Annotated in this window: 25 protein-coding genes; 11 read left to right on the top strand and 14 right to left on the bottom strand. The window is 63.4% G+C overall.

Annotation, left to right across the window (positions count from 1 at the left end; all coding sequences use genetic code 11):
- The first annotated feature begins 109 nt into the window (after positions 1–109).
- The 5 genes from ACJJVR_RS15585 (at position 110) to ACJJVR_RS15565 (ending at position 3451) form a co-directional block, all read left to right on the top strand.
- The gene (locus tag ACJJVR_RS15585; protein ID WP_405405926.1) at positions 110–742 is read left to right on the top strand and encodes an ATP-dependent Clp protease proteolytic subunit; all 633 of its coding nucleotides are present in this window, start codon (positions 110–112) and stop codon (positions 740–742) included.
- A 162-nt stretch (positions 743–904) separates the two neighbouring features.
- Positions 905–2170 (top strand): ATP-dependent Clp protease ATP-binding subunit ClpX, encoded by a 1266-nt coding sequence (gene clpX / locus ACJJVR_RS15580; RefSeq protein ID WP_405405924.1) that lies wholly within the window; start codon positions 905–907, stop codon positions 2168–2170.
- Positions 2171–2254: 84 nt separating this feature from the next.
- Positions 2255–2629: an NADH:ubiquinone oxidoreductase subunit NDUFA12 gene (locus ACJJVR_RS15575; protein ID WP_405405922.1), complete on the top strand. Its 375-nt coding sequence runs from the start codon at positions 2255–2257 to the stop codon at positions 2627–2629.
- 1 nt (position 2630) lies between these two features.
- On the top strand, positions 2631–3104 hold the full coding sequence (locus tag ACJJVR_RS15570) for an outer membrane lipid asymmetry maintenance protein MlaD (RefSeq protein ID WP_405405921.1): 474 nt from the start codon (positions 2631–2633) through the stop codon (positions 3102–3104).
- Between the two features lie 20 nt (positions 3105–3124).
- Positions 3125–3451 carry a DUF2155 domain-containing protein gene (locus ACJJVR_RS15565; protein ID WP_405405919.1) on the top strand — a complete coding sequence of 109 codons (327 nt, stop codon included), beginning with the start codon at positions 3125–3127 and terminating at the stop codon, positions 3449–3451.
- Here ACJJVR_RS15565 and aat read toward each other — a convergent pair.
- The 6 genes from aat to hisA all read right to left on the bottom strand — a co-directional run bounded on the left by aat (position 3442) and on the right by hisA (position 7914).
- Entirely contained in the window at positions 3442–4059 is a 618-nt protein-coding gene (gene aat / locus ACJJVR_RS15560) for a leucyl/phenylalanyl-tRNA--protein transferase (RefSeq protein ID WP_405405917.1), read from the bottom strand. The two genes, ACJJVR_RS15565 and aat, sit on opposite strands and share 10 nt — an antisense overlap.
- 7 nt (positions 4060–4066) lie before the next feature.
- Positions 4067–5413, bottom strand: a complete 1347-nt coding sequence (accC, locus tag ACJJVR_RS15555; protein WP_405405915.1) for an acetyl-CoA carboxylase biotin carboxylase subunit — start codon at positions 5411–5413, stop codon at positions 4067–4069.
- 4 nt (positions 5414–5417) lie between these two features.
- Entirely contained in the window at positions 5418–5936 is a 519-nt protein-coding gene (gene accB, locus ACJJVR_RS15550; protein ID WP_405405913.1) for an acetyl-CoA carboxylase biotin carboxyl carrier protein, read from the bottom strand.
- A 107-nt stretch (positions 5937–6043) separates the two neighbouring features.
- A complete protein-coding gene (locus ACJJVR_RS15545; protein ID WP_405405910.1) occupies positions 6044–6361 on the bottom strand; it encodes a phosphoribosyl-ATP diphosphatase in 318 nt (105 codons plus the stop codon).
- Positions 6358–7119, bottom strand: a complete 762-nt coding sequence (hisF, locus tag ACJJVR_RS15540; RefSeq protein WP_405405908.1) for an imidazole glycerol phosphate synthase subunit HisF — start codon at positions 7117–7119, stop codon at positions 6358–6360. The genes ACJJVR_RS15545 and hisF overlap by 4 nt, the downstream gene beginning before the upstream one ends.
- A 78-nt stretch (positions 7120–7197) precedes the next feature.
- Positions 7198–7914: a 1-(5-phosphoribosyl)-5-[(5-phosphoribosylamino)methylideneamino]imidazole-4-carboxamide isomerase gene (gene hisA / locus ACJJVR_RS15535; RefSeq protein ID WP_405406473.1), complete on the bottom strand. Its 717-nt coding sequence runs from the start codon at positions 7912–7914 to the stop codon at positions 7198–7200.
- A gap of 135 nt (positions 7915–8049) precedes the next feature.
- On the opposite strand from hisA, the gene ACJJVR_RS15530 reads away from it, so the two are divergent.
- A complete protein-coding gene (locus ACJJVR_RS15530; protein WP_405405906.1) occupies positions 8050–8433 on the top strand; it encodes a DUF2147 domain-containing protein in 384 nt (127 codons plus the stop codon).
- 86 nt (positions 8434–8519) lie between these two features.
- On the top strand, positions 8520–9335 hold the full coding sequence (locus ACJJVR_RS15525) for an alpha/beta fold hydrolase (protein WP_405405904.1): 816 nt from the start codon (positions 8520–8522) through the stop codon (positions 9333–9335).
- A 37-nt stretch (positions 9336–9372) separates the two neighbouring features.
- On the opposite strand, the gene ACJJVR_RS15520 is transcribed toward ACJJVR_RS15525, so the two are convergent.
- From ACJJVR_RS15520 to ACJJVR_RS15510, 3 genes are all read right to left on the bottom strand, one after another.
- The gene (locus tag ACJJVR_RS15520; protein ID WP_405405902.1) at positions 9373–10548 is read right to left on the bottom strand and encodes an NAD-dependent epimerase/dehydratase family protein; all 1176 of its coding nucleotides are present in this window, start codon (positions 10546–10548) and stop codon (positions 9373–9375) included.
- 114 nt (positions 10549–10662) lie between these two features.
- Positions 10663–11331 carry an ABC transporter ATP-binding protein gene (locus tag ACJJVR_RS15515; protein ID WP_405405901.1) on the bottom strand — a complete coding sequence of 223 codons (669 nt, stop codon included), beginning with the start codon at positions 11329–11331 and terminating at the stop codon, positions 10663–10665.
- Complete coding sequence (locus ACJJVR_RS15510) at positions 11328–12584, bottom strand: sugar transporter (RefSeq protein ID WP_405405899.1); 1257 nt, start codon at positions 12582–12584, stop codon at positions 11328–11330. Before ACJJVR_RS15510 ends, ACJJVR_RS15515 begins: the two co-directional genes overlap by 4 nt.
- Before the next feature lie 248 nt (positions 12585–12832).
- Here ACJJVR_RS15510 and ACJJVR_RS15505 point away from each other — a divergent pair, with 248 nt between their 5' ends.
- On the top strand, positions 12833–13744 hold the full coding sequence (locus ACJJVR_RS15505; RefSeq protein ID WP_405405898.1) for an ABC transporter permease: 912 nt from the start codon (positions 12833–12835) through the stop codon (positions 13742–13744).
- On the opposite strand, the gene choV is transcribed toward ACJJVR_RS15505, so the two are convergent.
- From choV to choX, 3 genes are read right to left on the bottom strand one after another with little or no spacing between them, the layout of a single operon-like run.
- A complete protein-coding gene (gene choV, locus ACJJVR_RS15500) occupies positions 13741–14745 on the bottom strand; it encodes a choline ABC transporter ATP-binding protein (protein ID WP_405405896.1) in 1005 nt (334 codons plus the stop codon). The two genes, ACJJVR_RS15505 and choV, sit on opposite strands and share 4 nt — an antisense overlap.
- Positions 14742–15590: a choline ABC transporter permease subunit gene (choW, locus tag ACJJVR_RS15495; RefSeq protein ID WP_405405894.1), complete on the bottom strand. Its 849-nt coding sequence runs from the start codon at positions 15588–15590 to the stop codon at positions 14742–14744. Before choW ends, choV begins: the two co-directional genes overlap by 4 nt.
- Before the next feature lie 55 nt (positions 15591–15645).
- Positions 15646–16587 (bottom strand): choline ABC transporter substrate-binding protein, encoded by a 942-nt coding sequence (gene choX, locus ACJJVR_RS15490; RefSeq protein ID WP_405405893.1) that lies wholly within the window; start codon positions 16585–16587, stop codon positions 15646–15648.
- A gap of 87 nt (positions 16588–16674) precedes the next feature.
- On the opposite strand from choX, the gene betI reads away from it, so the two are divergent.
- The 3 genes from betI to betA are packed head-to-tail and all read left to right on the top strand — an operon-like array spanning position 16675 to position 20298.
- Entirely contained in the window at positions 16675–17241 is a 567-nt protein-coding gene (gene betI / locus ACJJVR_RS15485) for a choline-responsive transcriptional repressor BetI (RefSeq protein ID WP_405405891.1), read from the top strand.
- A complete protein-coding gene (gene betB, locus ACJJVR_RS15480) occupies positions 17238–18683 on the top strand; it encodes a betaine-aldehyde dehydrogenase (protein WP_405405888.1) in 1446 nt (481 codons plus the stop codon). Before betI ends, betB begins: the two co-directional genes overlap by 4 nt.
- Complete coding sequence (betA, locus tag ACJJVR_RS15475; RefSeq protein ID WP_405405886.1) at positions 18670–20298, top strand: choline dehydrogenase; 1629 nt, start codon at positions 18670–18672, stop codon at positions 20296–20298. Before betB ends, betA begins: the two co-directional genes overlap by 14 nt.
- A 31-nt stretch (positions 20299–20329) precedes the next feature.
- Here betA and metH read toward each other — a convergent pair whose 3' ends face one another.
- The gene (gene metH / locus ACJJVR_RS15470; protein WP_405405884.1) at positions 20330–23047 is read right to left on the bottom strand and encodes a methionine synthase; all 2718 of its coding nucleotides are present in this window, start codon (positions 23045–23047) and stop codon (positions 20330–20332) included.
- Positions 23040–24077: a homocysteine S-methyltransferase family protein gene (locus ACJJVR_RS15465; RefSeq protein ID WP_405405882.1), complete on the bottom strand. Its 1038-nt coding sequence runs from the start codon at positions 24075–24077 to the stop codon at positions 23040–23042. Before ACJJVR_RS15465 ends, metH begins: the two co-directional genes overlap by 8 nt.
- Between the last annotated feature and the right edge of the window lie 41 nt (positions 24078–24118).

The raw sequence follows: 24118 nt of genomic DNA, 5'->3' as shown, positions 1-24118 counted from the left end.
TGCGGCTGTCCTTGCCCGTTACTAAGACTCTGTCAACACTTCGCGGATAAGACAGGGATAAGTGCCCGGTCGAATCGCGGGGACAGGGGCGAACAGGCAAGGACAGAAGATGAGCGATCCGGCAGAATTCTACATGAACACCCTGGTGCCGATGGTGGTCGAACAGACCTCGCGCGGGGAACGGGCCTATGACATCTTCTCGCGCCTGCTGAAGGAGCGGATCATTTTCGTTTCGGGTCCCGTTCATGACGGGATGTCGACGCTGATCTGTGCACAGCTGTTGTTTCTGGAGGCGGAGAACCCGTCCAAGGACATCAGCATGTATATCAACAGCCCCGGCGGAGTCGTGACATCCGGCCTGTCGATCTATGACACCATGCAGTACATCAAGCCGCGCGTCTCGACGTTGGTGGTGGGTCAGGCGGCCAGCATGGGGTCGCTGCTGCTGGCGGCGGGTGAAAAGGGACTGCGATATTCGCTGCCCAACAGCCGCGTGATGGTGCACCAGCCGTCTGGTGGATATCAGGGTCAGGCCACCGACATCCTGATCCACGCCCGCGAAACCGAGAAGCTGAAGCGCCGGCTGAACGAGATCTATGTCCACCATACCGGGAAATCCCTGTCCGAGGTCGAAGAGGCGCTGGAACGCGATCGCTTCATGACCGCGGACGAGGCACAGGAATGGGGCCTGATCGATGAGGTCGTGGCGCCGCGTGGCAAGGCCGTTCCCGAAAAGAAATAGCTTTGATAGGGATTGTGACGGGCCCGACTGGCCCGTAACATGGCATGAATGACCTGCGGCGGCCGATCCGCCGCAGAAAACCCGAAGATGCGGCGCGTGGAAACCTGATCCCGCCGTCGCCCGCCCCGCGACCTTGCGGGACGGCAGTCAAGGAAATGGACGATGGCGAACCAGTCCGGCAGCGACAGCAAGAACACGCTCTATTGCAGCTTCTGCGGCAAGAGCCAGCACGAGGTCCGCAAGCTGATTGCAGGGCCGACCGTGTTCATCTGCGACGAGTGCGTCGAGCTGTGCATGGACATCATCCGCGAGGAGACGAAGACCAGCGGTCTCAAGTCGGGTGAAGGCGTGCCCACTCCGCGTGAGATCTGCGGCGTGCTGGACGATTACGTCATTGGGCAGGAACATGCCAAGCGCGTTCTGTCGGTGGCTGTGCACAACCATTACAAGCGCCTGAATCACGGCTCCAAGACCGACATTGAACTTGCCAAGTCCAACATCCTGCTGATCGGCCCGACCGGTTGCGGCAAGACGCTGCTGGCGCAAACGCTGGCGCGCATTCTCGACGTTCCCTTCACCATGGCCGACGCAACGACTTTGACCGAAGCTGGCTACGTTGGAGAAGATGTCGAGAACATTATTCTAAAACTGCTGCAGTCGTCCGAATACAACGTCGAGAGAGCGCAGCGGGGCATCGTCTATATCGACGAGGTCGATAAGATTACCCGTAAGTCGGACAACCCTTCCATCACCCGTGACGTGTCCGGAGAAGGTGTGCAGCAGGCTTTGCTGAAGATCATGGAGGGTACGGTCGCATCCGTGCCTCCGCAGGGCGGACGTAAGCACCCCCAGCAGGAATTCCTGCAGGTCGATACGACGAACATCCTGTTCATCTGCGGTGGCGCATTTGCGGGTCTGGACCGAATAATCTCTCAGCGGAACAAGGGAACCGCGATGGGCTTTGGCGCCTCGGTCAAGGAATCGGGAGATCAGGGTGTTGGGGAGCTGTTCAAGGAACTCGAGCCGGAAGACTTGCTGAAGTTCGGCCTGATCCCGGAGTTTGTCGGCCGTCTGCCGGTTATCGCAACGTTGACCGATCTGGACGAAGAAGCACTGATCATCATCCTGACCAAGCCCAAGAATGCATTGGTCAAGCAATACCAGCGCTTGTTCGATCTGGAAGGCGTCCAGCTTACCTTTACCGACGATGCGTTGACAGCGATTGCCAAGCGGGCGATCAAGCGCAAGACGGGTGCGCGGGGCTTGCGTTCGATCATGGAAGAGATCCTTTTGGATACGATGTTCGAACTGCCCGGCCTAGACAGTGTCCAGGAGGTTGTTGTCAACGACGAGGCGGTCGACAACCCAACGGCAAAGCCGTTGCTGATCCACGTCGATCCAAAGAAAGAGACTGCATCGGCAGGCTGACCAGAGCGGGCCGCGCAAGGCTGGACCTTGCGCGGAAACTGGGGCATATGCCAATGGAAATACAGTTCGTTGAGGGTCCTGCCGATGTCGTTCATGCTGCGCTTTTTGACTTGGTGGAACAGCCAGACGCTCAATACCCAGTTCTGGACGTGGCGCAACGGCGTCAAGGTCGGTGAGGATGCGGCGGGCAACGTGTTCTACAAGACCAAAGATGGCAAGCGCCGTTGGGTCATTTACAAAGCAGAATCCGAGGCAAGCCAGATTGCTCCAGAGTGGCACGGCTGGCTGCACCACACTTGGAACGAAGCGCCAACCGAATTGGCTGTCCCGCGCAAGAAGTGGGAGCAGCCGCATCAGGCCAACCTGACCGGCACGTCCGATGCCTATGTCCCGGCCGGGTCGCTCTATCGCGCAGCGCCTGTCATCCGCAGTGATTATGATGCGTGGCGCCCCGAATAACATGTCAGGTGACATCGTTGACCGATCCGAGACGCGTGCTGAATTGATTGCAGGTGCGACCGTCTTGGCAGTTGCTGTGGGCTTTCTAGCTTGGGCTGCGTCGGGGCAATGGAGCAGCGGTGGCTATTCATTGACAGCGTCGTTTCCCGATGTGGACGGTGTTGCGGTCGGTACCGAGGTGCGTCTGGCAGGGGTGCGTATTGGCCGTGTCAGTGAAGTGCGCCTGAATCCTCAGACCTATTTTGCCGATGCTGTGCTGACGGTTCCCGACAATATCGTATTGCCGACTGACAGCGCCGCACTGATTCAGTCTGACGGGTTGCTGGGCGGTGCCTATATTCAGTTGCAACCGGGCGGAGCTATGGACAACTTGTCCCCAGGCGACGAGATAGAGGACGTTCAGGGAGCTGTCAGTCTATTGCAGCTTATGCTGAAATTCGTAGACAGTCAGTCGGCGGACGGTGACCCTCAGTGATACGTCTCATGTTGTGCTTGATGCTGATCGCATCACCGCTTGCTGCTCAAGAAACCGCCCGTGCGCAGGGTGCGATGTTGCGAGGGCTGGACAAGGTATCGGGACGGACGACTGAGCTGCCGCTGCAGATCGGGCAGGCCGTCAGATATGGGCGTCTGGAGATCAGGTTGGGGGAATGCCGGTACCCGGCTGGCGACCCAAGTTCTGACGCGTTCGCGCAGCTTACGATTACCGATTTGCGCCAGAATGCGTCCGTTTTCAGCGGCTGGATGATTGCCAGCGCGCCGGCATTGTCGGCACTGGACGACGCGCGCTATGATGTCTGGGTCATGAGTTGTCAGGGCTGATCTGCAAGCGCCTTTGCTGACTCCAATGCAACGGCACGGATGTCAGCCTTGCGGCGCAACGCAGATGTCAGACGCATCCGATAGGTTTTCCTTGGTATCTCGCTGCCGCCCATTCGCGCCAGATGTGGCGTCAGGAACTGCGTATCAAAAAGCGAAAAATTGCACCGTCTCAGATGTGATGAAAGCCACCACAGTGCCATGCGCGACCCGTTTTCCTGTGCCGAAACCATCGATTCACCAAAGAATGCTCCGCCGAGTGTCACCCCAAAAATGCCTCCGGCAAATTCCCCGTGATGGCGGATTTCAATGGCGTGGGCATGACCTGCCCCATGCAGTGCCTGGTACAGGTCGGCAAGCGGCGCATTGATCCAAGTGGTCTCTCGGTTCGCACAGGCGGCGACGATTTCCGCAAAATCACAGTCCATATGCGCAGACCATCCGCCGCGCCGCAAATCTCGCCGTAGCGACCTAGAGACATGGATGCCGCCCACTGGCAGGACCCCCCGCATCGGGGGGTCGAACCAGTACAGGCGGTCGTCATCCGCGCTTTCGGCCATCGGAAAGACGCCCCGCGCGTAACCGGTCAGCAGTTGCGCTGGCGTCAGCATCGGACCCCTATGCGTAGTGCCGGGCCAGCCAGCGTTCCAGCCAGTGGATCGAATAGTTCCCCGATTGGATGTCCGGTTCGGCCAGCAGGTCGCGGAACAGCGGCACGGTCGTGTCGACCCCGTCCACGATCAGCTCACCCAACGCACGCGACAGGCGCGCCAATGCCTCGTCCCGGTCACGGCCGTGCACGATCAGCTTGCCGATCAGGCTGTCGTAATAGGGCGGGATCGAATAGCCCTGATACAATGCCGAATCCATCCGCACGCCCAGTCCGCCCGGTGCATGGTACTGGGTGATCTTGCCGGGGCATGGTGAAAAGCCGGGCACCTTTTCCGCGTTGATCCGCACCTCGATTGAATGGCCGTTGATCACCAGATCCTCCTGGTGGAACTCCATCGGCAGACCGGCGGCGACGCGGATCTGCTGGCGGACCAGATCAACCCCGAATATCGCCTCGGTCACAGGGTGTTCGACCTGCAGGCGGGTGTTCATTTCGATGAAATAGAACTCTCCATCCTCGAACAGGAACTCGATCGTGCCGGCGCCGGAATAGCCGATCTTGGCCACGGCGTCGGCGCAGACCCTGCCGATGCGGGCGCGTTGTTCGGGGGTGATGGCCGGGCCGGGGGCCTCCTCCAGAACCTTCTGGTGGCGGCGCTGCAACGAACAGTCGCGTTCGCCCAGGTGAACGGCGCGGCCTTTGCCGTCGCCGAAGACCTGAATCTCGATATGGCGGGGCCTTTGCAGATATTTTTCCAGATACACGTCGGGGTTGCCAAAGGCCGCCTTGGCCTCGGATCGCGCAGTGCGGAACGCGACCTCGAGGCCGGCTTCGGTTTCGGCGACCTTCATGCCGCGGCCGCCGCCACCCGCCGTCGCCTTGATGATGACCGGATAGCCAATCTGGGCCGCCACCGCCTTGGCCTGATCGACGTCATCGACGCCACCATCGCTGCCAGGTACGCATGGAACGCCAAGCGCCTTCATGGTGTCCTTGGCTGTGATCTTGTCGCCCATGATACGGATATGTTCCGCGCGCGGGCCGATAAAGGTGATGCCGTGGTCCTCCAGCATCTGCACGAATCCTGCGTTCTCCGACAGAAAGCCGTAGCCCGGGTGGATCGCCTGCGCCCCGGTGATCTCGCAGGCCGAGATCAGCGCGGGCATCGACAGATAGCTGTGGGTCGATGACGGCGGGCCGATGCACACCGATTCGTCGGCCATGCGGACATGCATCGCATCGGCATCGGCGGTCGAATGGACCGCGACCGAGGCGATGCCCATCTCGCGGCAGGCGCGGATCACGCGCAATGCGATCTCGCCCCGGTTGGCGATGAGGATCTTGTCGAACATGCGCTTACTCGACGATCATCAGGGGGGTGCCGAATTCCACCGGATTGCCGTCATCGACCAGGATGCGGCGCACCGTGCCCGCGCGGGGGGCGGGGATGTGGTTCATGGTCTTCATCGCCTCGACGATCATCAGCGTATCGCCTTCGGCCACGGACTGGCCGACTGTCACGAACGCGGCCGCACCGGGTTCTGCCGACAGATAGGCGGTGCCCACCATGGGCGAGGTCACCGCGCCGGGCAGGCTGGCCGGATCGGCGCTTGCGGCTGCAGGCATCGGCGCGGATCCCGCAGCCGGGCTCGGCGCGGGCGCCTGTGTGGCGGGGGCGGACTGGGCGGCATGGCTCTGGGCATAGACGACCTGCTTGCCTTGCTTGGTCAGGCTGACCGTCAGGCGGTCATGCTCGCCGTATTCGCGTTTGACCTGAATCTCGTTCAGTTCGCTTGAATTCAGCAGCTCGGCCAGCGAGCGGATGAAGGCCACGTCGCCCTCGTGATGCTTGTCGTTGTGGGAATCGTTGCTCATGCCATCCTCTGACGTGTTCAGGTCGGGCCGCGTCCATGCGCGGCGATTGCGGGGCTTATAGCCCTTGTGCCTGCCCAAGGGGAAGGGTTCCCTCGCGCTTTGCTCATTCAGTTCCCCGGGCGGGCGGCCTTTTCGGCCAGACCCGATATGCCTTCGCGCCGCGTCAGTTCCTTCTCGACGTCGTCCAGCGTGACGTCGCGCGCGGCCAGCATGACCAGCAGATGAAAGATGACGTCAGCGGCCTCCGACGTCAGGCGGGCACGGTCGCCCTTGACCGCCTCTATGATCGCCTCGACGGCCTCCTCGCCAAATTTTTCGGCGCATTTTTCGGGGCCCTTGGCCAGCAGCTTGGCGGTCCAGCTGCTGTCGGGTTCGGCTGTCTTGCGGTTCTGGACGGTCGCGGCAAGGCGGTGCAGGGCGGTCATGTCAGCCTCATGGGAATGCCGGCGGCAGCCATGTGTGCCTTGGCCTCGGCGATAGTGTGGGTGCCAAAGTGAAAAATGCTGGCGGCCAGAACGGCACTGGCATGGCCTTCGGTGACGCCTTCGACCAGGTGATCCAGCGTACCAACCCCGCCCGAAGCGATGACCGGCACGTTCACCGCATCGGCAATGGCCCGCGTCAGGGGCAGGTTGAACCCCGACCGCGTGCCGTCGCGGTCCATCGACGTCAGCAGGATCTCTCCCGCGCCTTTGGCCTCGACCAGCCGCGCGAATTCGACCGCGTCGATGCCGGTGGGCTTGCGACCGCCATGGGTAAAGATTTCCCACCGGCCATCCGCCACGGACTTGGCGTCGATCGCCACGACAATGCACTGGCTGCCGAACCGGTCGGCGGCGGCTGCCACCACGTCGGGGTCGGCCACGGCCGCGGAATTGAAGCTGACCTTGTCTGCGCCCGCCAACAGCAGGGCGCGCACGTCCTCGTGCGTCCGCACGCCGCCGCCCACCGTCAGCGGCACAAAGCACTGTTCCGCCGTCCGCGTCACCAGATCGAACATGGTGCCCCGATTTTCATGCGTCGCATGGATGTCCAGGAAACAGATCTCGTCGGCGCCTGCGGCGTCATAGGCGCGCGCGGCCTCGACAGGGTCGCCCGCGTCGATCAGGTCGACAAAGTTCACGCCCTTGACCACGCGACCATCGGCGACGTCCAGGCAGGGGATGATCCGGGTCTTGAGCATCGGCGGGGCCTTTGGCTGGGGCTGTTCAGCCCTGAGTTCTAACGCAGCGACAGGGGCGGGGCCAGAGGCCCCCAGGCATCAGGCCAGCGCGGCCAGCGCCCGGCGCAGGTCCAGCGCGCCATCATACAGCGCCCGCCCGGAAATGGCGCCTGCGATCACCTGCGTGTCGGCCAGCGCCTGCAGGTCGGCCAGCGACGACACCCCGCCCGATGCGATCACCGGAATGGTGACGGCGCGGGCCAGCGCCTCGGTCGCGTGGATATTCGGGCCGCCCATCGCGCCGTCGCGGTCGATGTCGGTATAGATAATCGCGGCGACGCCCGCGTCCTGGAACCGGCGCGCCAGTTCGGTGGCGTTCACGTCCGTTTCCGTGGCCCAGCCCCGCGTGGCGACCCGCCCGGCGCGCGCATCGATGCCCACCGCGATGCGGCCGGGGAACGCGTCCGCGGCCTCGTGCACCAGGTCGGGGTTTTCGACGGCGACGGTGCCAAGGATCACGCGGGTCAGCCCACGGTCCAGCCAGGATTCGATGGTCGCCATGTCGCGGATGCCGCCACCCAGCTGGGTCGGGATGTCTGTGGCGGCCAGGATCGCCTCGACCGCGGCGGCGTTCACGGGCTTGCCCTCGAACGCGCCGTTCAGGTCGACCAGATGCAGCCATTCGGCGCCCGCGTCCTGGAATGCGCGGGCCTGTGCGGCGGGGTCGCTGCCGAAGACTGTGGCGGCATCCATGTCGCCGCGCAGCAGGCGCACGCAGTTGCCGTCCTTCAGGTCGATGGCGGGATAGAGGATCATGGCGGCACGCTCCGGTATCAAGGGTTGCGCCTCCTTTGCCACGGGGCGGGCGGGAACGGCAAGGGACCTGACGTCATGCTTGCCCGGACAGCGGCGGCCCGCGCAATCTGACCCCATCCTGAGGAGGAGAGACCCATGCGTCACATCATTCTGGCCGCCGCACTCGCGCTGGCGGCAGGGGCGGCAAGCGCCGACCCGATCGAAGGGGTCTGGCAGACCCAACCCGACGAGGGCGCGTTCGCCCATGTCACCGTCGCCCCCTGTGGCGGCGCGTTCTGCGGCACGATCACCCGGACGTTCCGGGACAGCACCGAATACCAGTCGCCCAACCTGGGCCGCCAGATCGTCATCGACATGGCACCCAGTGGCGGCGGCGATTATGCGGGCCGCGTATGGCGCCCGTCCAACGACAAGGTCTATGCTGGCAAGGCCGCCGTCGCCGGCGACCGGATGAGCCTGTCGGGCTGCATCGCGGGTGGTCTGCTGTGCAGCAGCCAGACCTGGGCGCGGGTGCAATAGCGTCGACAGAACAGTGATCGGGGCCGGGCGAACCTGTCATGGCCCCGACGCGTTCCTTGGGCGAACCACCGACCAAGGAACGCACCATGCCGATGATGTCCGCAAAAGATGGCACGCAGCTTTACGTCAAGCACTGGGGGCAGGGCCGCCCCGTCGTCCTGATCCACGGCTGGCCCCTGACCGCCGACAGCTGGGAGACGCAGGCCATGGGTCTGGCCGAGGCCGGATACCGCGTCATCAGCTATGACCGCCGCGGCTTTGGCCGGTCGGAACAGCCGTGGGACGGCTATGACTATGACACGCTGTCGGACGATCTGGCCGCGGTGATCGGCGGCCTTGGGCTGACCGATGCTGCCATCATCGGATTCTCCATGGGTGGCGGAGAGGTCGCCCGCTATGTCTCGCGTCACGGTGCCAAGGGGGTCGGTCGGTTGGGGTTCATTTCCTCGGTCGCGCCTGCACTGCTGAAATCCGACGCCAATCCCGAAGGTGCCCCTGCCGACCTGTTCAAGGGAATGCGCGACGGATTGCGCAAGGACCGTCCCGCCTTCCTGCAGGATTTCGCCAAGCAGTTCTATGGCCAAGGACTGTTGGGCGGCGTCAGTCAGGCGGTGCTCGACTGGACGCAGGGCATGGCGATGATGGCCAGCCCGCGCGCCACGATCGAATGCGTGACGGCCTTTGGCATGACCGATTTCACCGCCGATGTCGCGCAGATCACCCTGCCAACGCTGGTCGTGCATGGGACCGCGGACAAGATCGTGCCCATCGGCGCCACAGCGCACCGGATGGCCAGCATGGTGCCGACGGCAAAGCTGATCGAATACGACAATGCCCCGCACGGGCTGACAGCCACACATGGAGAGCGTCTGCTGGACGACCTCAAAGCGTTTCTGGCCTGATCCTGCGGCGGGGGCGGATAGTCCGCCTCCGGTCACCCTATTCGGCTGCGTCGGCCGTGCGCCATTGCGATATGCAGGGGATCTTGTCGCGATCACAGCGGTCGGCGTATCTGCGGGCAATGTCACGCACCTCGGACATCAGCCCCTCGGCCAGTGTGATCGGCTGCAGGCCCAGCCCCAGAAAGCTGTCATTGACCACGTGCAGGTCGTTTTCATCGGACTCGTTGCGCGGATTCTTCTGGTACGCGATGTCGGTTCCAGTGCGGTCCGCGATCATCTCCGCCAGATCGCGGACGCGGTGGGTTTCCGTCATCTGGTTCAGGATCTGCACCCGATCGCCGCGCTTGGGCGGGTTCGCGATGGCCAGTTCGATGCAGCGGCAGCTGTCCTGAATATGGATGAAGGCCCGTGTCTGGCCACCTGTGCCATGCACCGTCATCGGATAGCCGATGGCCGCCTGCATCAGGAACCGGTTCAGCACCGTCCCATAATCGCCGTCATAGTCGAACCGGTTGATCAGCCGTTCGTCCATCTGCGTCTCGGCGGTCTGCGTGCCCCAGACAATTCCCTGATGCAGGTCGGTGATTCTGAGACGGTCGTTCTTGGCGTAATAAAAGAAAAACAACGCGTCCTGCGTCTTGGTCATGTGATAGATGCTGCCGGGATTCGCCGGGTACAGGATCTGTTGATCATGGGGCCCTTTGGCAGTCTGGACGGTCACATCCAGATAACCCTCCGGGATCTTCATCCCCGCGGTGCCATAGCCATAGACGCCCATCGTGCCCAGATGCACCAGGTGGATGTCCTGACCTGATTCGACGATCGCGGCCAGCACGTCATGCGTGGCGTTCAGGTTGTTGTTGACGGTGTACCGTTTGTGGCGCGCGGATTTCATCGAATAGGGTGCAGCGCGCTGTTCCGCGAAATGCACGATCACGTCGGGGCGCTCGCGGTTCAGCAGGGACAACAACTGATCATAGTCCTGACCGACGGTCAGATTCACCGTCCCGATGACGCGTCCAGTCAGTTCGGCCCAGACCTTGACCCGTTCGCCCAACGGACGGATCGGGGTCAACGACGTGACCTCCAGTTCCACATCGATCTTGCGACGCGACAGGTTGTCTACGATCACGACGTCGTGGCCGCGGGCAGACAGATGCAGGGCGGTGGGCCAGCCGCAGAAACCGTCTCCACCCAGTACGATGATTTTCATGATATGACCTTGCCGAATGTCGCGCCAAATTCATTCAAATCAATATCGGGTCAATCACGGATGCGCCACCCCTGCAGAAACGGCGTCACCGGGACGTCATGAAGCTGGCAAAGCTCAGTCGGCCTGCGCTTGCTCCATGTTGGCCATATGTGCGGCGATGGCGTCTTCCAGATCGGGATAGAACGTCAGCTTGCCTTGCTCCAGAACGGCACCCGCGTGACAGGTCTGCCGCAGCATTCCCATCGAATGCGCCACGACGATTGCCCCGGCATTCGACATGCGCGCGTTGAAGACCCGGTTGGATTTGGTGCGAAAGGCCGCATCACCCACGGCGGAAACCTCATCGACCAGATAGGTGTCAAACGGGACGGCCATCGACAGACCGAACGCCAGACGCGACCGCATGCCCGATGAATAGGTCCGGATCGGCAACTTGAAGTGGTCGCCCAGTTCGGCGAAATCTTCGACGAAATACAGCAATTCCTCGGTGTCGACACCATAGATGCGCGCAACGAACCGGCAGTTCTGTTCGCCCGTCAACTCTCCGCTGAACGACCCGGCAAAGCCGACCGGCCAGCTGATCGTGCCCGTGGACAGCACCTTGCCCGACGACGGCAGCATTGCCCCGGAAATCATCCGCAACAACGATGACTTGCCCGCACCGTTGCGTCCCAGCAGGGCGACGGACACGCCGGACGGAAACGTGGCGGTGATGTCGTCGGCCACCACCTTGTGCTTGCCGTTCAGCGTGTACGTCTTGCAGAGGTTCTGCAGATAGATCATCGCCGGTCGCGCAGGCTGTAAAAGATCAGGCTGCCGATCACCCACAGCACGGTCAGGAACCCGGCGATCATCAGCAGCAACTTTGCCCTTTCGGGGAACTCCGCATCTTGTGCAAGGGTCGGACGAATGTAAGGCGCCAGATAGCGCGACTGGCGGACGGCCTCGGCACGAGCCGTCTCAAAGCTCGCAAGAGCTGCCGTATAGCTGGCCTCGGCGAACTGTCGATCGACGGTCAGAATCTCGAACTGGCCCACGACATCGGACAGGGCCTCTTCTCCGCCGGTCGAGCCGAACTTCTGGCGTTCGGCCTCGATCTGGTCGCGGATGACCTGAATGCGCAGCTCTGCCTGATCGATCCGGGGGTCATCGGGCTGGGCGTTGGCCCGCAAAAGACCAAGCCCGACCAGCTGTTCCGCCAATTGTTGCTGCAGCGACGTGACGACGCCGATCTGTCCCTGCACATCGGCGACGGGGTCCACCAGCTGATAACGGTTGCGGAATTCGGTCACCTCCTGGCGGGCCTCGCGCAGGCGGTCCTGTGCCCGTTCCAGCTCGTCGCGTGCATAGCGCAGCGCATCCTCGCGCGCGATGTCGTTCAGCTGATTGATCAGAATGCCGCCCTCGTCCAGAATCGCGTTGGCGATTGTCTGGGCATCACTGGCGTCAAAGGCCAGAACCCGCAGGTCGATCATGCCGGAGTCATAGTGAATGCGGACCTTACGCTCCCATTCCTTGACCAGATCTTCCAGCGATTCACCGCCGCGAAACCCGAAAATCGGGTCATTCGGGGCCTTGGACCAGACGTCGCGCAGGTCGATACGGGCGTCAACGCGCTCGACAAGATCGCGGCTTTGGATGAACTTGAACAAGATATCGGTGTCGCTGGTCGAACTGGACGTGACACCCACCAGCGAACCCAGACCGCCCAGAACATCCGTCGGGCTGGCCGCGGACTCGCTGCGCACCGAAAAGCCGACATAGGACGCGTATTGATCCGATGCGCGGGTATAGATGTACATCGCGCTAAGCAGGATCGGTACGATCACCATCAGAACAAAGCTGATCGCCATGCCGTAATGGCGTCGATGAAGGCGGGCGGGGCTGGCGGGCGGAAGAACGGGCTGCTGCATGGCGGCCTGGATTCGGGCCTGCATCTGCGGATTGTGCTGCCCGGGGCGGATGACCTGCTGGCCTGCCGCCTGACCGGGACGATGGGCCACAGGACCGCCCTGCTGGGCAAGCGGACGATTCATCCCCTGACCCGCCCCCTGGGGTCGAGGCTGCTGCCCCTGTCCAGCCTGCCCCTGTGCAGGTCCCTGGCCCTGGGCCGGGGGGTGGGGACCGGCCTGCGGTGCGGCTGCACCGGGGGTCGTCTTGTCATGGGGTCCGGAATTCGGGTCCTGGGCGGACATGCGCTTACCCCGCCTGCCTTGTTGATCTTGCTGGCGCTGTCATACATAAGCGCGCAGAACAGTTCCAGCACCGATCCGTTGCCGGAATCGTGAGCAGCGCAAACGCGCCCCCGGCGCCATTCGTGATCCGCATGTCCCAGACGAACACACCCCGACACGGCCCGACGCCAGCACCGCTTCCACAGCGCACAGCAACCGCCGCAGCGCCGCGCGTCCTGAAAGAGGTGCGCAAGCACCGCAGTTTCGCCAGCCTGCGGGCCATCTCTGCACTGGTCCTGCGCGAGATGCAGACCAGCAACGGCCGCGCCACCGGCGGATATTTCTGGGCAATCGCCGAACCGGCAGGCGGGATCATGCTGCTGACCCTGATCTTTTCGGTGACATTCGCACTGCCGCCGATCGGGACCAGCTTTGCGATGTTCTATGCGACCGGAATGGTGCCGTTCCTGGGGTACCTGGACATTTCCGGCAAGGTCGCCGGTTCGGTGCGCTACTCCATGGCCCTGCTGTCCTATCCGGCGGTGACTTTCATGGACGCACTGCTGGCACGCATCGCCTTCAGTGCGATCACGCAGCTGATGGTGGCCACGGTGATCTTTACCATGATCACTCTGACGTCAGAGACACGGACCGACCCGCAGATGGATCAGATCGCCATCGCCATGGCGATGGTCGTGGTGACGGGTGCCGCAATCGGCGTCATGAACTGCTTCATGTTCGAGGCGGTCAACTGGTGGCAGCCTTTGTGGGGAATTTTCATGAAGCCGTTTTTCCTGCTGTCATGCATCTTCTTCATCTTTGATGACGTGCCCCAGCCCTATCAGGACTGGCTTTGGTGGAACCCCCTCATCCATGTGATCGGACAGATGCGCAGGTCGTTCTATCCGCAATATGCCGGTGAATACGTCAGCTATGTCTATGTCTTCGGGCTGGGTCTGGGACTGTTCGCGCTTGGGCTGGCGCTGTTGGTCCGATACCACCGGGACTTGCAGAACAGCTAGCCCCGCGGGTCGATCAGGCGCGCCAGAACGGCGGCCTGCGTGATGCGCCCCCCGCCCTGAACGGGCAGGGCTGCCCGATCCGCCAGCAGGCCCATCACCGCACGCACGGGCATGTCACGGGGCACAGGCTCGCCCTCGGCGGTGCCGGGTTCGGCAATATCCTCGGCGGTCAGCACGCCAAGCGGGTTCATGTGGGCCACGAAATCGGCAACGTAATCGCTGGTCGGGTTGGCGATGATCTCGCGCGCGGTGCCGATCTGCACGATACGGCCGCCGTCCATCAACGCGATGCGGTTGCCCAGCTTAAACGCCTCGTCCAGATCGTGGCTGACAAAGATGATGGTCCGCCCGGTCTTGGCCTGCAGCTCCAACAGCTCGTCCTGCAGGCGGGCGCGGATCAGCGGGTCCAGCGCGCTGAAGGGTTCGTCCATCAGCAGGATCGGCGCCTCGGTCGCAAAGGCACGGGCCAGGCCCACCCGCTGCTGCATGCCGCCCGACAGCTCTCCCACCTTGCGGTCGGCCCATTCCGACAGGCCGACCGTCGCCAGATGGCCGTCGATCTTTGCGCGCCGTTCGGCCTTTGACATGCCGGCCAGCTCCAGCCCCAGGCCGACATTGTCGCGCACGCTGCGCCACGGCAGCAGGCCGAATGCCTGGAACACCATCGCCACGTCACGCAGACGGATGTCGCGCAGGGCACGGCTGCCCGCGGCGGTCACGCTGACCATCTGTCCGCCGCGCTTGATCCGGACCTCTCCCCGGCAGACGGGGTTCAGCGCGTTGACAGCGCGCAGCAGCGTGGATTTCCCGGACCCGGACAGCCCCATCAGCACCAGGATCTCTCCTTCGGCGACCGACAGGCTGCAATCATGGACGCCCAGAACCTGGCCCGTCTCGGTCTTGATGGGGTCGCGGTCCAGCCCTTCGTCCATCAGGGGCAGGGCGCGGTCAGGGTGATCGCCAAAGACGATACAGACTTGGTCGAATTCGACGGCGTTCATTTGCGACCCTCCATGCGCAGCATCCGGTCCAGCAGGATGGCGACGACGACGATCACCATGCCCGATTCGAACCCCAACGCGGTGTTCACGCTGTTCAGCGCCCGGACCACCGGCACGCCCAGCCCGGACGCGCCGACCAGCGCCGCGATGACGACCATCGACAGCGACAGCATGATGGTCTGGTTCAGCCCGGCCATGATCTGTGGCAGGGCGCTTGGCAGTTCGACCTTCCACAGCAACTGGCGTGGGGTGGCGCCAAAAGCGGTCGCGGCCTCGACCAGCGCGGGCGGGGTCGAGGCGATGCCCAGCTGCGTCAGGCGGATCGGCGCGGGCAGGACGAAAATCACCGTGGCCAGCAGCCCCGGCACCATGCCGATGCCAAAGAACACGATCGCCGGGATCAGATAGACAAAGGTCGGCAGCGTCTGCATCAGGTCCAGAACCGGCCGCATCCAGGCATACAGCCGTGGCCGGTGGGCGCAGGCGATGCCGATGGGCGTGCCCACCGCCATGCAGACGATGCAGGCCGACAGGACCAGTGTCAGCGACTGCATCATTTCCGACCAATAGCCCTGGTTCAGCACGAACAGCAGCCCCACCATGACCAGCAGACAGGTGCCCCACCGCCGCTGTAGCGCCCAGGTCAATGCCATCGCCAGGGCGATGAACACGAACGGATGGGGCGCCTCGAGGCCCGCTAGAACGGCATCGATCAATGCCTCCATCGCGATCGAGATGGCGTCGAACAGCCCGGCCGCGTTGGCGTTCAGCCAGTCAAAGGCCAGTTTCGCGGTCCGTCCCACCGGAATCTTGGTGTCGGTGACCCATGCGGTCAGCTGTTCCATGCCTGCGCCCTTTGCAAGATCGGAGGCCCCGGCGGAATCGCGCCGGGGCCGGGGGTCACTGTGCCAACGCCTCGGCCAGCGCGGTCTGCGGGTCGTTGCCATCCGCGGTGGTCACGTCGACCAGCCAGGGGTTCGCGGCATCGGGGTTGGCCGCCAGCCAGGCGCGGGCGGCGTCCATCGGGTCCCGACCGTCGTTCAGGATCGCGCCCATGACCTCGTTCTCCATCGCCAGGGTGAATTCCAGATTGGTCAGGAACTTACCCACATTGGCGCATTCGGCGACATAGCCCGCGCGGGTGTTGGTGCGCACCTCGGCGCCGCCCAGATCGGGGCCGAAGATATCATCGCCGCCGGTCAGATAGGTCATCTCGAACTGGGCATTCATCGGATGGGGCTCCCACCCCAGGAACACGACCGGCTCGTCGCTGTTGCCGGCGCGCTGAACCTGAGCCAGCATGCCCTGTTCGCTGGATTCGACGACCTCGAATGTGCCCAGATCGAACTGATCCATCGCCACCATCTCCAGCAACAGGCGGTTGCCGTCGTTGCCCGGCTCGATGCCATAGATCTTGCCGTCCAGGGCCTCGCTCTGCGCGGCGATGTCGGCGAAATCGGCGATGCCCAGGTCGGCTCCGGCCTTGTTGGTGGCCAGCGTGTATTTCGCCCCCGTCAGGTTTATGCGCACGGTGTCGACCGTGCCCGCGTCGCGATAGGGGGCGATGTCGGCCTCCATCGTGGGCATCCAGTTGCCCAGGAACACATCGACGTCGTCGGTCGACAGCGCGGTATAGGTCACGGGTACGGACAGGATGCGGGTTTCCGTCTCATAGCCCAATGCCTGCAGCACGGTCGACGCGATGGCCGTCGTCGCGGTGATGTCCGACCAGCCGACATCGGAAAACACCACCTGCCGGCAACTGTCAGGTTCCTGCGCCGCGGCGGGCAATGCCAGTGCGGGCGTCAATGCAAGGGCCGCGAGGATGCGGGGAAGGGTCATGATAGGCTCCCGGTTCTTGATTGTTCAGTCAATTAACGATACATGGAAACGGCAACGCAACAGAAATTATCCGCCGAAGGTGCAGTCATGCCGAAACTCGGGGCAGAGCCTATCCGAAAAGCGGCGCTGATCAATGCCGCGATCGTCGAGGTCGGGCGTGCGGGCTCGCTGGATGTCACTGTCGCGCAGATCGCAAAGAGGGCCGGCATGTCCCCGGCCCTGGCCCATCACTACTTTGGATCCAAGGACCAGATCTTTCTTGCGGCCATGCGACACATTCTTCGCACCTATGGTCGGTCGGTGGCTGATGCCCTGCCGGGACAGGGCCCCCGTGGACGCCTTGACGCTATCGTGGCGGCCAATTTTGCCCCACAGAACTTTCAGCGGGAGACGGTCAGCGCCTGGATGAACTTCTATGTGCTGACGCTGACCTCACCCGAGGCTGCGCGGTTGCTGCGGGTTTATCACAAACGCCTGCGATCCAATCTGATCGTTGCCCTGCGCGGTCTGACCGATCACCCAACGCGCACTGCCGAAACCCTGGGTGCGTTGATCGATGGCGTCTATCTGCGCGCGGTTCTGACCCCCGGTCCGATCGATGCCGATGCGGCCCTGAACACGATCATGGATTACCTGAAGGAGGCACTTGCATGAGCCTTTCCGCCCAGCCCACCGCCTCCCTGTTCATCGGGGGTCAGCCCGTCGAGGGTCAGGGTGCCGAAGTGCCCGTCCGATATGCCCTGACCGGAGAGGTGATCGCGACGCTTCGCGAAGCGTCCCTTGATCAGGTGGCGCAGGCCTGCGCCGTGGCCAAGGCCGCTCAGGCCGAATGGGCGGCAATGGCGCCTGTCGCACGGGGCCGCATCCTGGGGCGCGCCGCCGCGATCATCCTTGAGCGTAACGATGAACTGGCGCGACTGGAAACCCTGGACACGGGCAAACCGATTCAGGAGACGCTTGTGGCCGACTGGCCATCGGGTGCCGCCGCGCTGGAGTATTTCGCGGGTCTGGCTGCGACATTGACCGGGCAGATGATCCCTCTTGGCGCGGACTGGGCCTACACACGGCGCGAACCGTTGGGCGTCTGCGCGGGGATCGGGGCGTGGAACTATCCCAGCCAGATCGCCTGCTGGAAGGCGGCGCCGGCGCTGGTCATGGGCAACACGATGGTCTTCAAACCATCTGAGGAAACGCCTCTAGGTGTATTGAAATTGGCCGAAATATTTATCGCGGCAGGGATGCCGCCAGGTGTCTTCAACGTCGTTCAGGGGCGGGGAGACGTTGGCGCTGCGCTGGCGACCGACCCGCACGTCGCCAAGGTATCGCTGACCGGTTCGGTGCCGACCGGGCGCCGCGTCTATGCCGCCGCCGCCGAGGGGATGCGTCATGTCACGATGGAGCTGGGTGGAAAGTCGCCGTTGATCGTTTTTGACGATGCAAATCTGGAAGATGCAGTCAGCGCCGCGATCCTGGCGAATTTCTACAGCTCGGGACAGATCTGTTCGAACGGCACGCGCGTCTTCGTGCAGGAGGGCATCAAGGAGAATTTCCTCGCCCGATTGGCCGAGCGCGTAAAGGCCGTCCGGATGGGCGATCCGCTGGATCCTGAGACCAACCACGGACCCGTCATCAACATGGCGCAGGCCGAAAAGATTCGCGCGGCAATCCGCGCCGGTCGTGAGGCGGGGGCCCGCCTTGTCTGTGGCGGCGAAGGCGAGGGGGCGTTCATCCCGCCCACCGTCTTTGCCGACGCAACCGACGACATGGCCATAGCCACTGACGAGATCTTTGGCCCCGTCATGACCGCGCTGAGTTTCGTCGACGAGAACGAGGTCATTGCCCGCGCGAATGGTACAGGCTTTGGCCTGGCTGCGGGTGTGTTCACCCAGGATCTGACCCGGGCACATCGCGTGGTCGCCGCACTGGAGGCAGGCACGTGCTGGATCAACACGTACAACCTGACACCCGTCGAAATGCCCTTTGGCGGCGTCAAGTTATCGGGCTTGGGGCGTGAAAATTCCGCTGCCGCGATCGAGCATTATTCACAGATCAAATCCGTCTATGTGGGAATGGGAGGCGTCGATGCACCCTATTGACCTGCCGAAAGCAGCCAAAGACGCGGATTACGTCATTATCGGTGCGGGCAGCGCTGGCTGTGCATTGGCCTATCGGCTGACCGAAGCGGGGCGGACCGTCACGCTGATCGAGTTCGGCGGCAGCGATCTGGGCCCCTTCATCCAGATGCCGGGCGCGCTGTCATATCCGATGAACATGAGCCGCTATGACTGGGGATTTGCCAGCCAACCCGAGCCGCATCTGGGCGGACGGACGCTGGCAACGCCCCGCGGAAAGGTCATCGGTGGATCATCGTCGATAAACGGAATGGTTTTTGTTCGCGGCAACCCTATGGATTTTCAGCACTGGGCCGATAGCGGCGCGGCGGGTTGGGACTATGCCGGCGTTCTGGCCTATTTCAAGCGCATGGAGACATGGCACGGCGGCACATCGTCGGTGCGCGGCACCAGCGGTCCACTGCACATCACACGCGGCAAGCGCAAGAATCCGCTGTTCAACACCTTCATCGAGGCTGGCCACCAGGCAGGCTGGCCGCGCACCGACGATTATAACGGCACCCAGCAAGAGGGTTTCGGCCCGATGGAGGCGACCATCTGGAAAGGTCGCCGTTGGTCAGCCGCCAACGCCTATCTGCGGCCTGCAAAGAAAACCGGATTGTTGACCGTCGTGCACGGCCTTGCAAACCGCATCCTATTTCAAGGAAAGCGGGCATACGGTGTTGAAATCGTACGTAACGGAAAAGTTCTGGTTGCTCATGCGACGCGCGAGGTCATCATCTCGGCCAGCACGATCAACACGCCAAAGTTGCTGATGCTGTCGGGCATCGGTCCGGCGGATCACCTGCGCGAACACGGGATAACGCCGCTGGCCGACCGTCCGGGCGTGGGCGGCAACCTGCAGGATCACCTTGAAATCTATATGCAGTACAAGTCGTTGAAGCCAATCACGCTGTACACGTATTACAACCTGCTGGGCAAAGGCCGTGTGGGCCTCGAATGGTTGTTGCAGAAAACGGGCCTGGGGGCGTCCAACCAATTCGAGAGCTGTGGTTTCATCCGGTCGTCGGACGCCCAGGACTATCCCGACATCCAGTACCACTTTCTGCCGCTGGCCGTGCGCTATGACGGCAAGTCGGCGGCCAAGGGGCACGGGTTCCAGGCCCATGTCGGCCCGATGCGATCAACCTCGCGTGGCACGATCCGGCTGGCATCCGGCGACCCGTCGGTGGCGCCGGAGATCCGCTTCAACTATATGTCCCAGCCCGGGGATTGGCAGGACTTCCGCGCCTGCGTCCGTCACACGCGCCGCATTTTCGACGCGCCTGCGTTTGTGCCTTACCGTGGGGATGAAATTCAACCTGGCGACGCGATCCAGACGGACGACCAGATCGACGCGTTCATCCGCGAACACGCGGAGTCGGCGTACCACCCCTGTGGCACGGCCAGGATGGGTGCGTCACACGATGTCGACGCGGTGGTCGATCCAGAGTTGCGCGTGATCGGGGTCGACGGCCTGCGCGTCGTGGACAGTTCGATCTTTCCGCGCATCACCAACGGCAACCTGAACGGCCCGTCAATCATGACCGGCGAAAAGGCTGCCGATCACATTCTGGGCCGCCAGATGCTGCGCGGCTGAACGAATGGCCCGCAGTGATGCGGGCCGGTCGTCACGCCGCGTCGGCTGCTGCCTGACGCTTGGTATAGTTCAGGACCGGTGCCAGCCAGCGTTCGGCCTCGTCCAGGGTCCAGCCCTTGCGCGCGGCGTAATCGCGGGCCTGATCCTCCTCGATCTTGGCGACCCCGAAATAATAGCTGTCCGGATGCCCGATATAGAGGCCCGATACCGACGAACCCGGCCACATCGCCATGCTTTCGGTCAGGGTGACGCCGGTCGCGGCCTCTGCGTCCAGCAGGCTGAACAAGGTCAGCTTTTCGGTGTGGTCGGGTTGCGCCGGATAGCCCGGCGCGGGACGGATGCCGGTATAGGGTTCGGCCGCCAACTCCTCGGGGGCAAACGTCTCGTCCGTCGCATAGCCCCAATAGTCGCGCCGCACGCGTTCATGCAGCATCTCGGCCATGGCCTCGGCAAAGCGGTCGGCCAGCGCCTTGACCATGATCGCACCGTAATCGTCGTTGGCGCGTTCATAGCGCGCCGAAATCTCGGCCTCTTCGGGACCTGCGGTCACGACAAAGCCGCCGACATGGTCGGGAATACCCTCGGGAGCCACGAAATCGGACAACGCCACGTTGGGACGGTCGCCGCGTTTAGTGACCTGCTGGCGCAGGGTGTGCAGCATCGCCCGCGTCTCGGCCCGGTCGTCGCCGGTGAACAGGCGGATGTCGTCGCCCACCGCATTGGCAGGCCAGAAACCGACCACGGCGCGGGGCTTGAACCACTGGCCGTCGATGATCCGGGCCAGCATCTCCTGTGCTTCGGCGAACAGCTGGCGGGCGGCCTCGCCCTGCTTTTCGTCGTCCAGAATTCGCGGATAGACGCCCTTCAGCTCCCATGTCTGAAAGAACGGCGTCCAATCGATATATCGCGCGATCTCGGCCAGGTCCCAATCATCGATCACCCGGGCACCGGTAAAGGTCGGGGCCACGGGCGCATAGCCCGTCCAGTCGATCTTGAGCGCATTGGCCCGCGCCTTGGCCAGCGGCAGGCGGGACTTGGACGCCTCGGACCGTTCGTGCCTGTCGGCGACGGCGACATAGTCAGCGCGGATCTCGTCGATATAGGCGGCCTTGCGGTCGTCCGACAGCAGGCTGGAGGCTACGCCCACGGCCCGGCTGGCATCGGTCACATAGACCGCCTGTCCGCGCGTATATTTGGGCGATATCTTGACCGCCGTATGGATCTTGGAGGTCGTGGCGCCGCCGATCAGCAAGGGGATGTCCATCCCCTCGCGCTCCATTTCGCTGGCCAGATGAACCATCTCGTCCAGCGACGGCGTAATCAGACCGGACAGGCCGATGATGTCCACGTTCTCGTCACGCGCGACCTGCAGGATCTTCTGCGCGGGCACCATCACGCCCAGATCGATTACCTCGAAATTGTTGCAGGCCAGAACGACGCCGACGATGTTCTTGCCGATGTCATGGACGTCGCCTTTGACGGTGGCCATCAGGATCTTGCCCGCCGTCTCACGCTCTGTCCCGCCGGACAGGCGCTTTTCCTCTTCCATATAGGGCAGCAGCACGGCCACGGCCTGCTTCATCACGCGGGCCGATTTCACCACCTGCGGCAGGAACATCTTGCCCGCGCCGAACAGGTCACCCACCACGTTCATCCCCGCCATCAGCGGGCCTTCGATCACATGCAGCGGGCGGGCGGCCGCCTGACGGGCCTCCTCGGTGTCGGCCTCGATATATTCGGTGATGCCGTTGACCAGCGCATGTTCCAGCCGCTTGTCCAGCGGCCATTCGCGCCAGGTCAGGTCCTTTTCACGCTTGGCCCCCTGGCCGTCACCGCGGAACCGCTCGGCGATCTCCAACAGGCGTTCGGTGCCGTCGGAGCGGCGGTTCAGGACCACATCCTCGCAGGCCTCGCGCAGGGCGGGGTCGATCCGGTCATAGACGGCCAGCTGGCCCGCATTGACGATGCCCATGTCCATGCCTGCCTGAATGGCGTGGTACAGGAACACGGCGTGCATCGCCTCGCGCACAGGCTCATTGCCGCGGAAACTGAACGACAGGTTCGACACGCCGCCCGACACATGCGCATGGGGCAGATTAGCCCTTATCCACCGCGTGGCCTCGATGAAATCGACGCCATAGTTGTTGTGCTCTTCGATGCCCGTCGCGACGGCAAAGATATTGGGATCAAAGATGATGTCCTCGGGCGGGAAACCGACCTCGTCGACCAGGATACGATAGGCACGTTCGCAGATCTGGATCTTGCGCGCGCAGGTGTCGGCCTGCCCATCCTCGTCGAAGGCCATGACCACGACCGCCGCACCATAGGCCAGGCACAGCCGCGCTTGCTCGCGGAACTGGTCCTCGCCCTCCTTCATGCTGATCGAGTTCACGACAGGCTTGCCCTGCACGCATTGCAGGCCGGCCTCGATCACCTCCCACTTGCTGCTGTCGATCATGATCGGCACGCGGGCGATGTCAGGTTCGGCCGCAAGCAGGTTCAGGTATTCGACCATCGCGGCCTTTGAATCGATCAGACCCTCGTCCATGTTGATGTCGATGATCTGGGCGCCGTTCTCGACCTGATCGCGGGCCACCTCCAGCGCGGTGGCATAGTCGCGTTCCTTGACCAGCTTGCGGAAACGCGCGCTGCCGGTGACGTTGGTGCGTTCGCCGATGTTGACGAAAGGAATGTCGGGGGTCAGCACGAAAGGCTCCAGCCCCGACAGGCGCAGATAACGATCAAGCATAGGCGGGCACCTTTCTGGGGGCGAATTCAGCCACGGCATCGGCGATGGCACGGATATGGTCGGGCGTCGTGCCACAGCAGCCGCCGACCACGTTGACCAGACCGGCGCGCGCGAATTCAGCGACCTGCGGGGCGGTATCAAGGGGGCCTTCGTCATACTGGCCAAAGGCGTTGGGCAGGCCCGCATTGGGATAGGCGCAGATCAGCGTGTCTGCCACGCCCGACAGTTCGACCAGATGCGGCCGCATGGCCGATGCGCCAAGCGCGCAGTTCAGGCCGATGGTCCAGGGGTTCGCATGACGCACCGAATGCCAGAACGCGGTCGGTGTCTGCCCCGACAGCGTGCGCCCCGACGCATCGGTGATGGTCCCCGAGATCATCATCGGCAGGCGATGGCCGTGATCCTCCATCGCCTGGATGCAGGCAAAGATGGCGGCCTTGGCGTTCAGCGTGTCAAAGATCGTCTCGATCAGCAGGATGTCGGCGCCGCCCGCGATCAGGCCCTTGGCCTGTTGCAGATAGGCGGCGCGCAGCCCCTCAAAGTTCACGGCGCGGTATCCGGGGTCGTTCACGTCGGGGCTCATGGACGCGGTGCGGTTCGTCGGGCCGATGGCGCCGGCAACGAAACGCGCCCGCCCGTCCTGTGCCGTGGCGCGGTCCAGCGCGCGGCGCACGACGCGTGCGCCCTCGACGTTCAGATCATGGACGGCGTCCTGCAGGCCGTAGTCGGCCTGCGCGATCGTGGTCGCGGAGAAGGTGTTCGTTTCCACGATATCGGCGCCGGCCATTGCATAGCGGAAATGGATCTCCTCGACCGCATCGGGCTGGGTCAGGATCAGCAGGTCGTTGTTGCCCTGCTGGGGGTGGTCGGTGTGGTGGCGGCAGACATGGCCCGACCCGTGGCCGGTATAGTCATCCTCGCCCAGGGCCAAGGCCTGGATCTGCGTGCCCATCGCGCCGTCCAGGATCAGGATGCGTTCGGATGCAGCCTTGTTCAGGGCTGCGAAGGCGGGTGATGGGGGCAGGGACATGGATCAGGCCTTTCGGTTTCAACCCGTGATATAGGCGTTCC

The organism is Paracoccus sp. Ld10 (assembly GCF_045064235.1).
In the GTDB taxonomy this organism is placed as follows: Bacteria; Pseudomonadota; Alphaproteobacteria; order Rhodobacterales; family Rhodobacteraceae; genus Paracoccus.
Note: the sequence above shows the minus strand (reverse complement) of the source record. Positions and strands in the feature narration are given on the sequence as shown.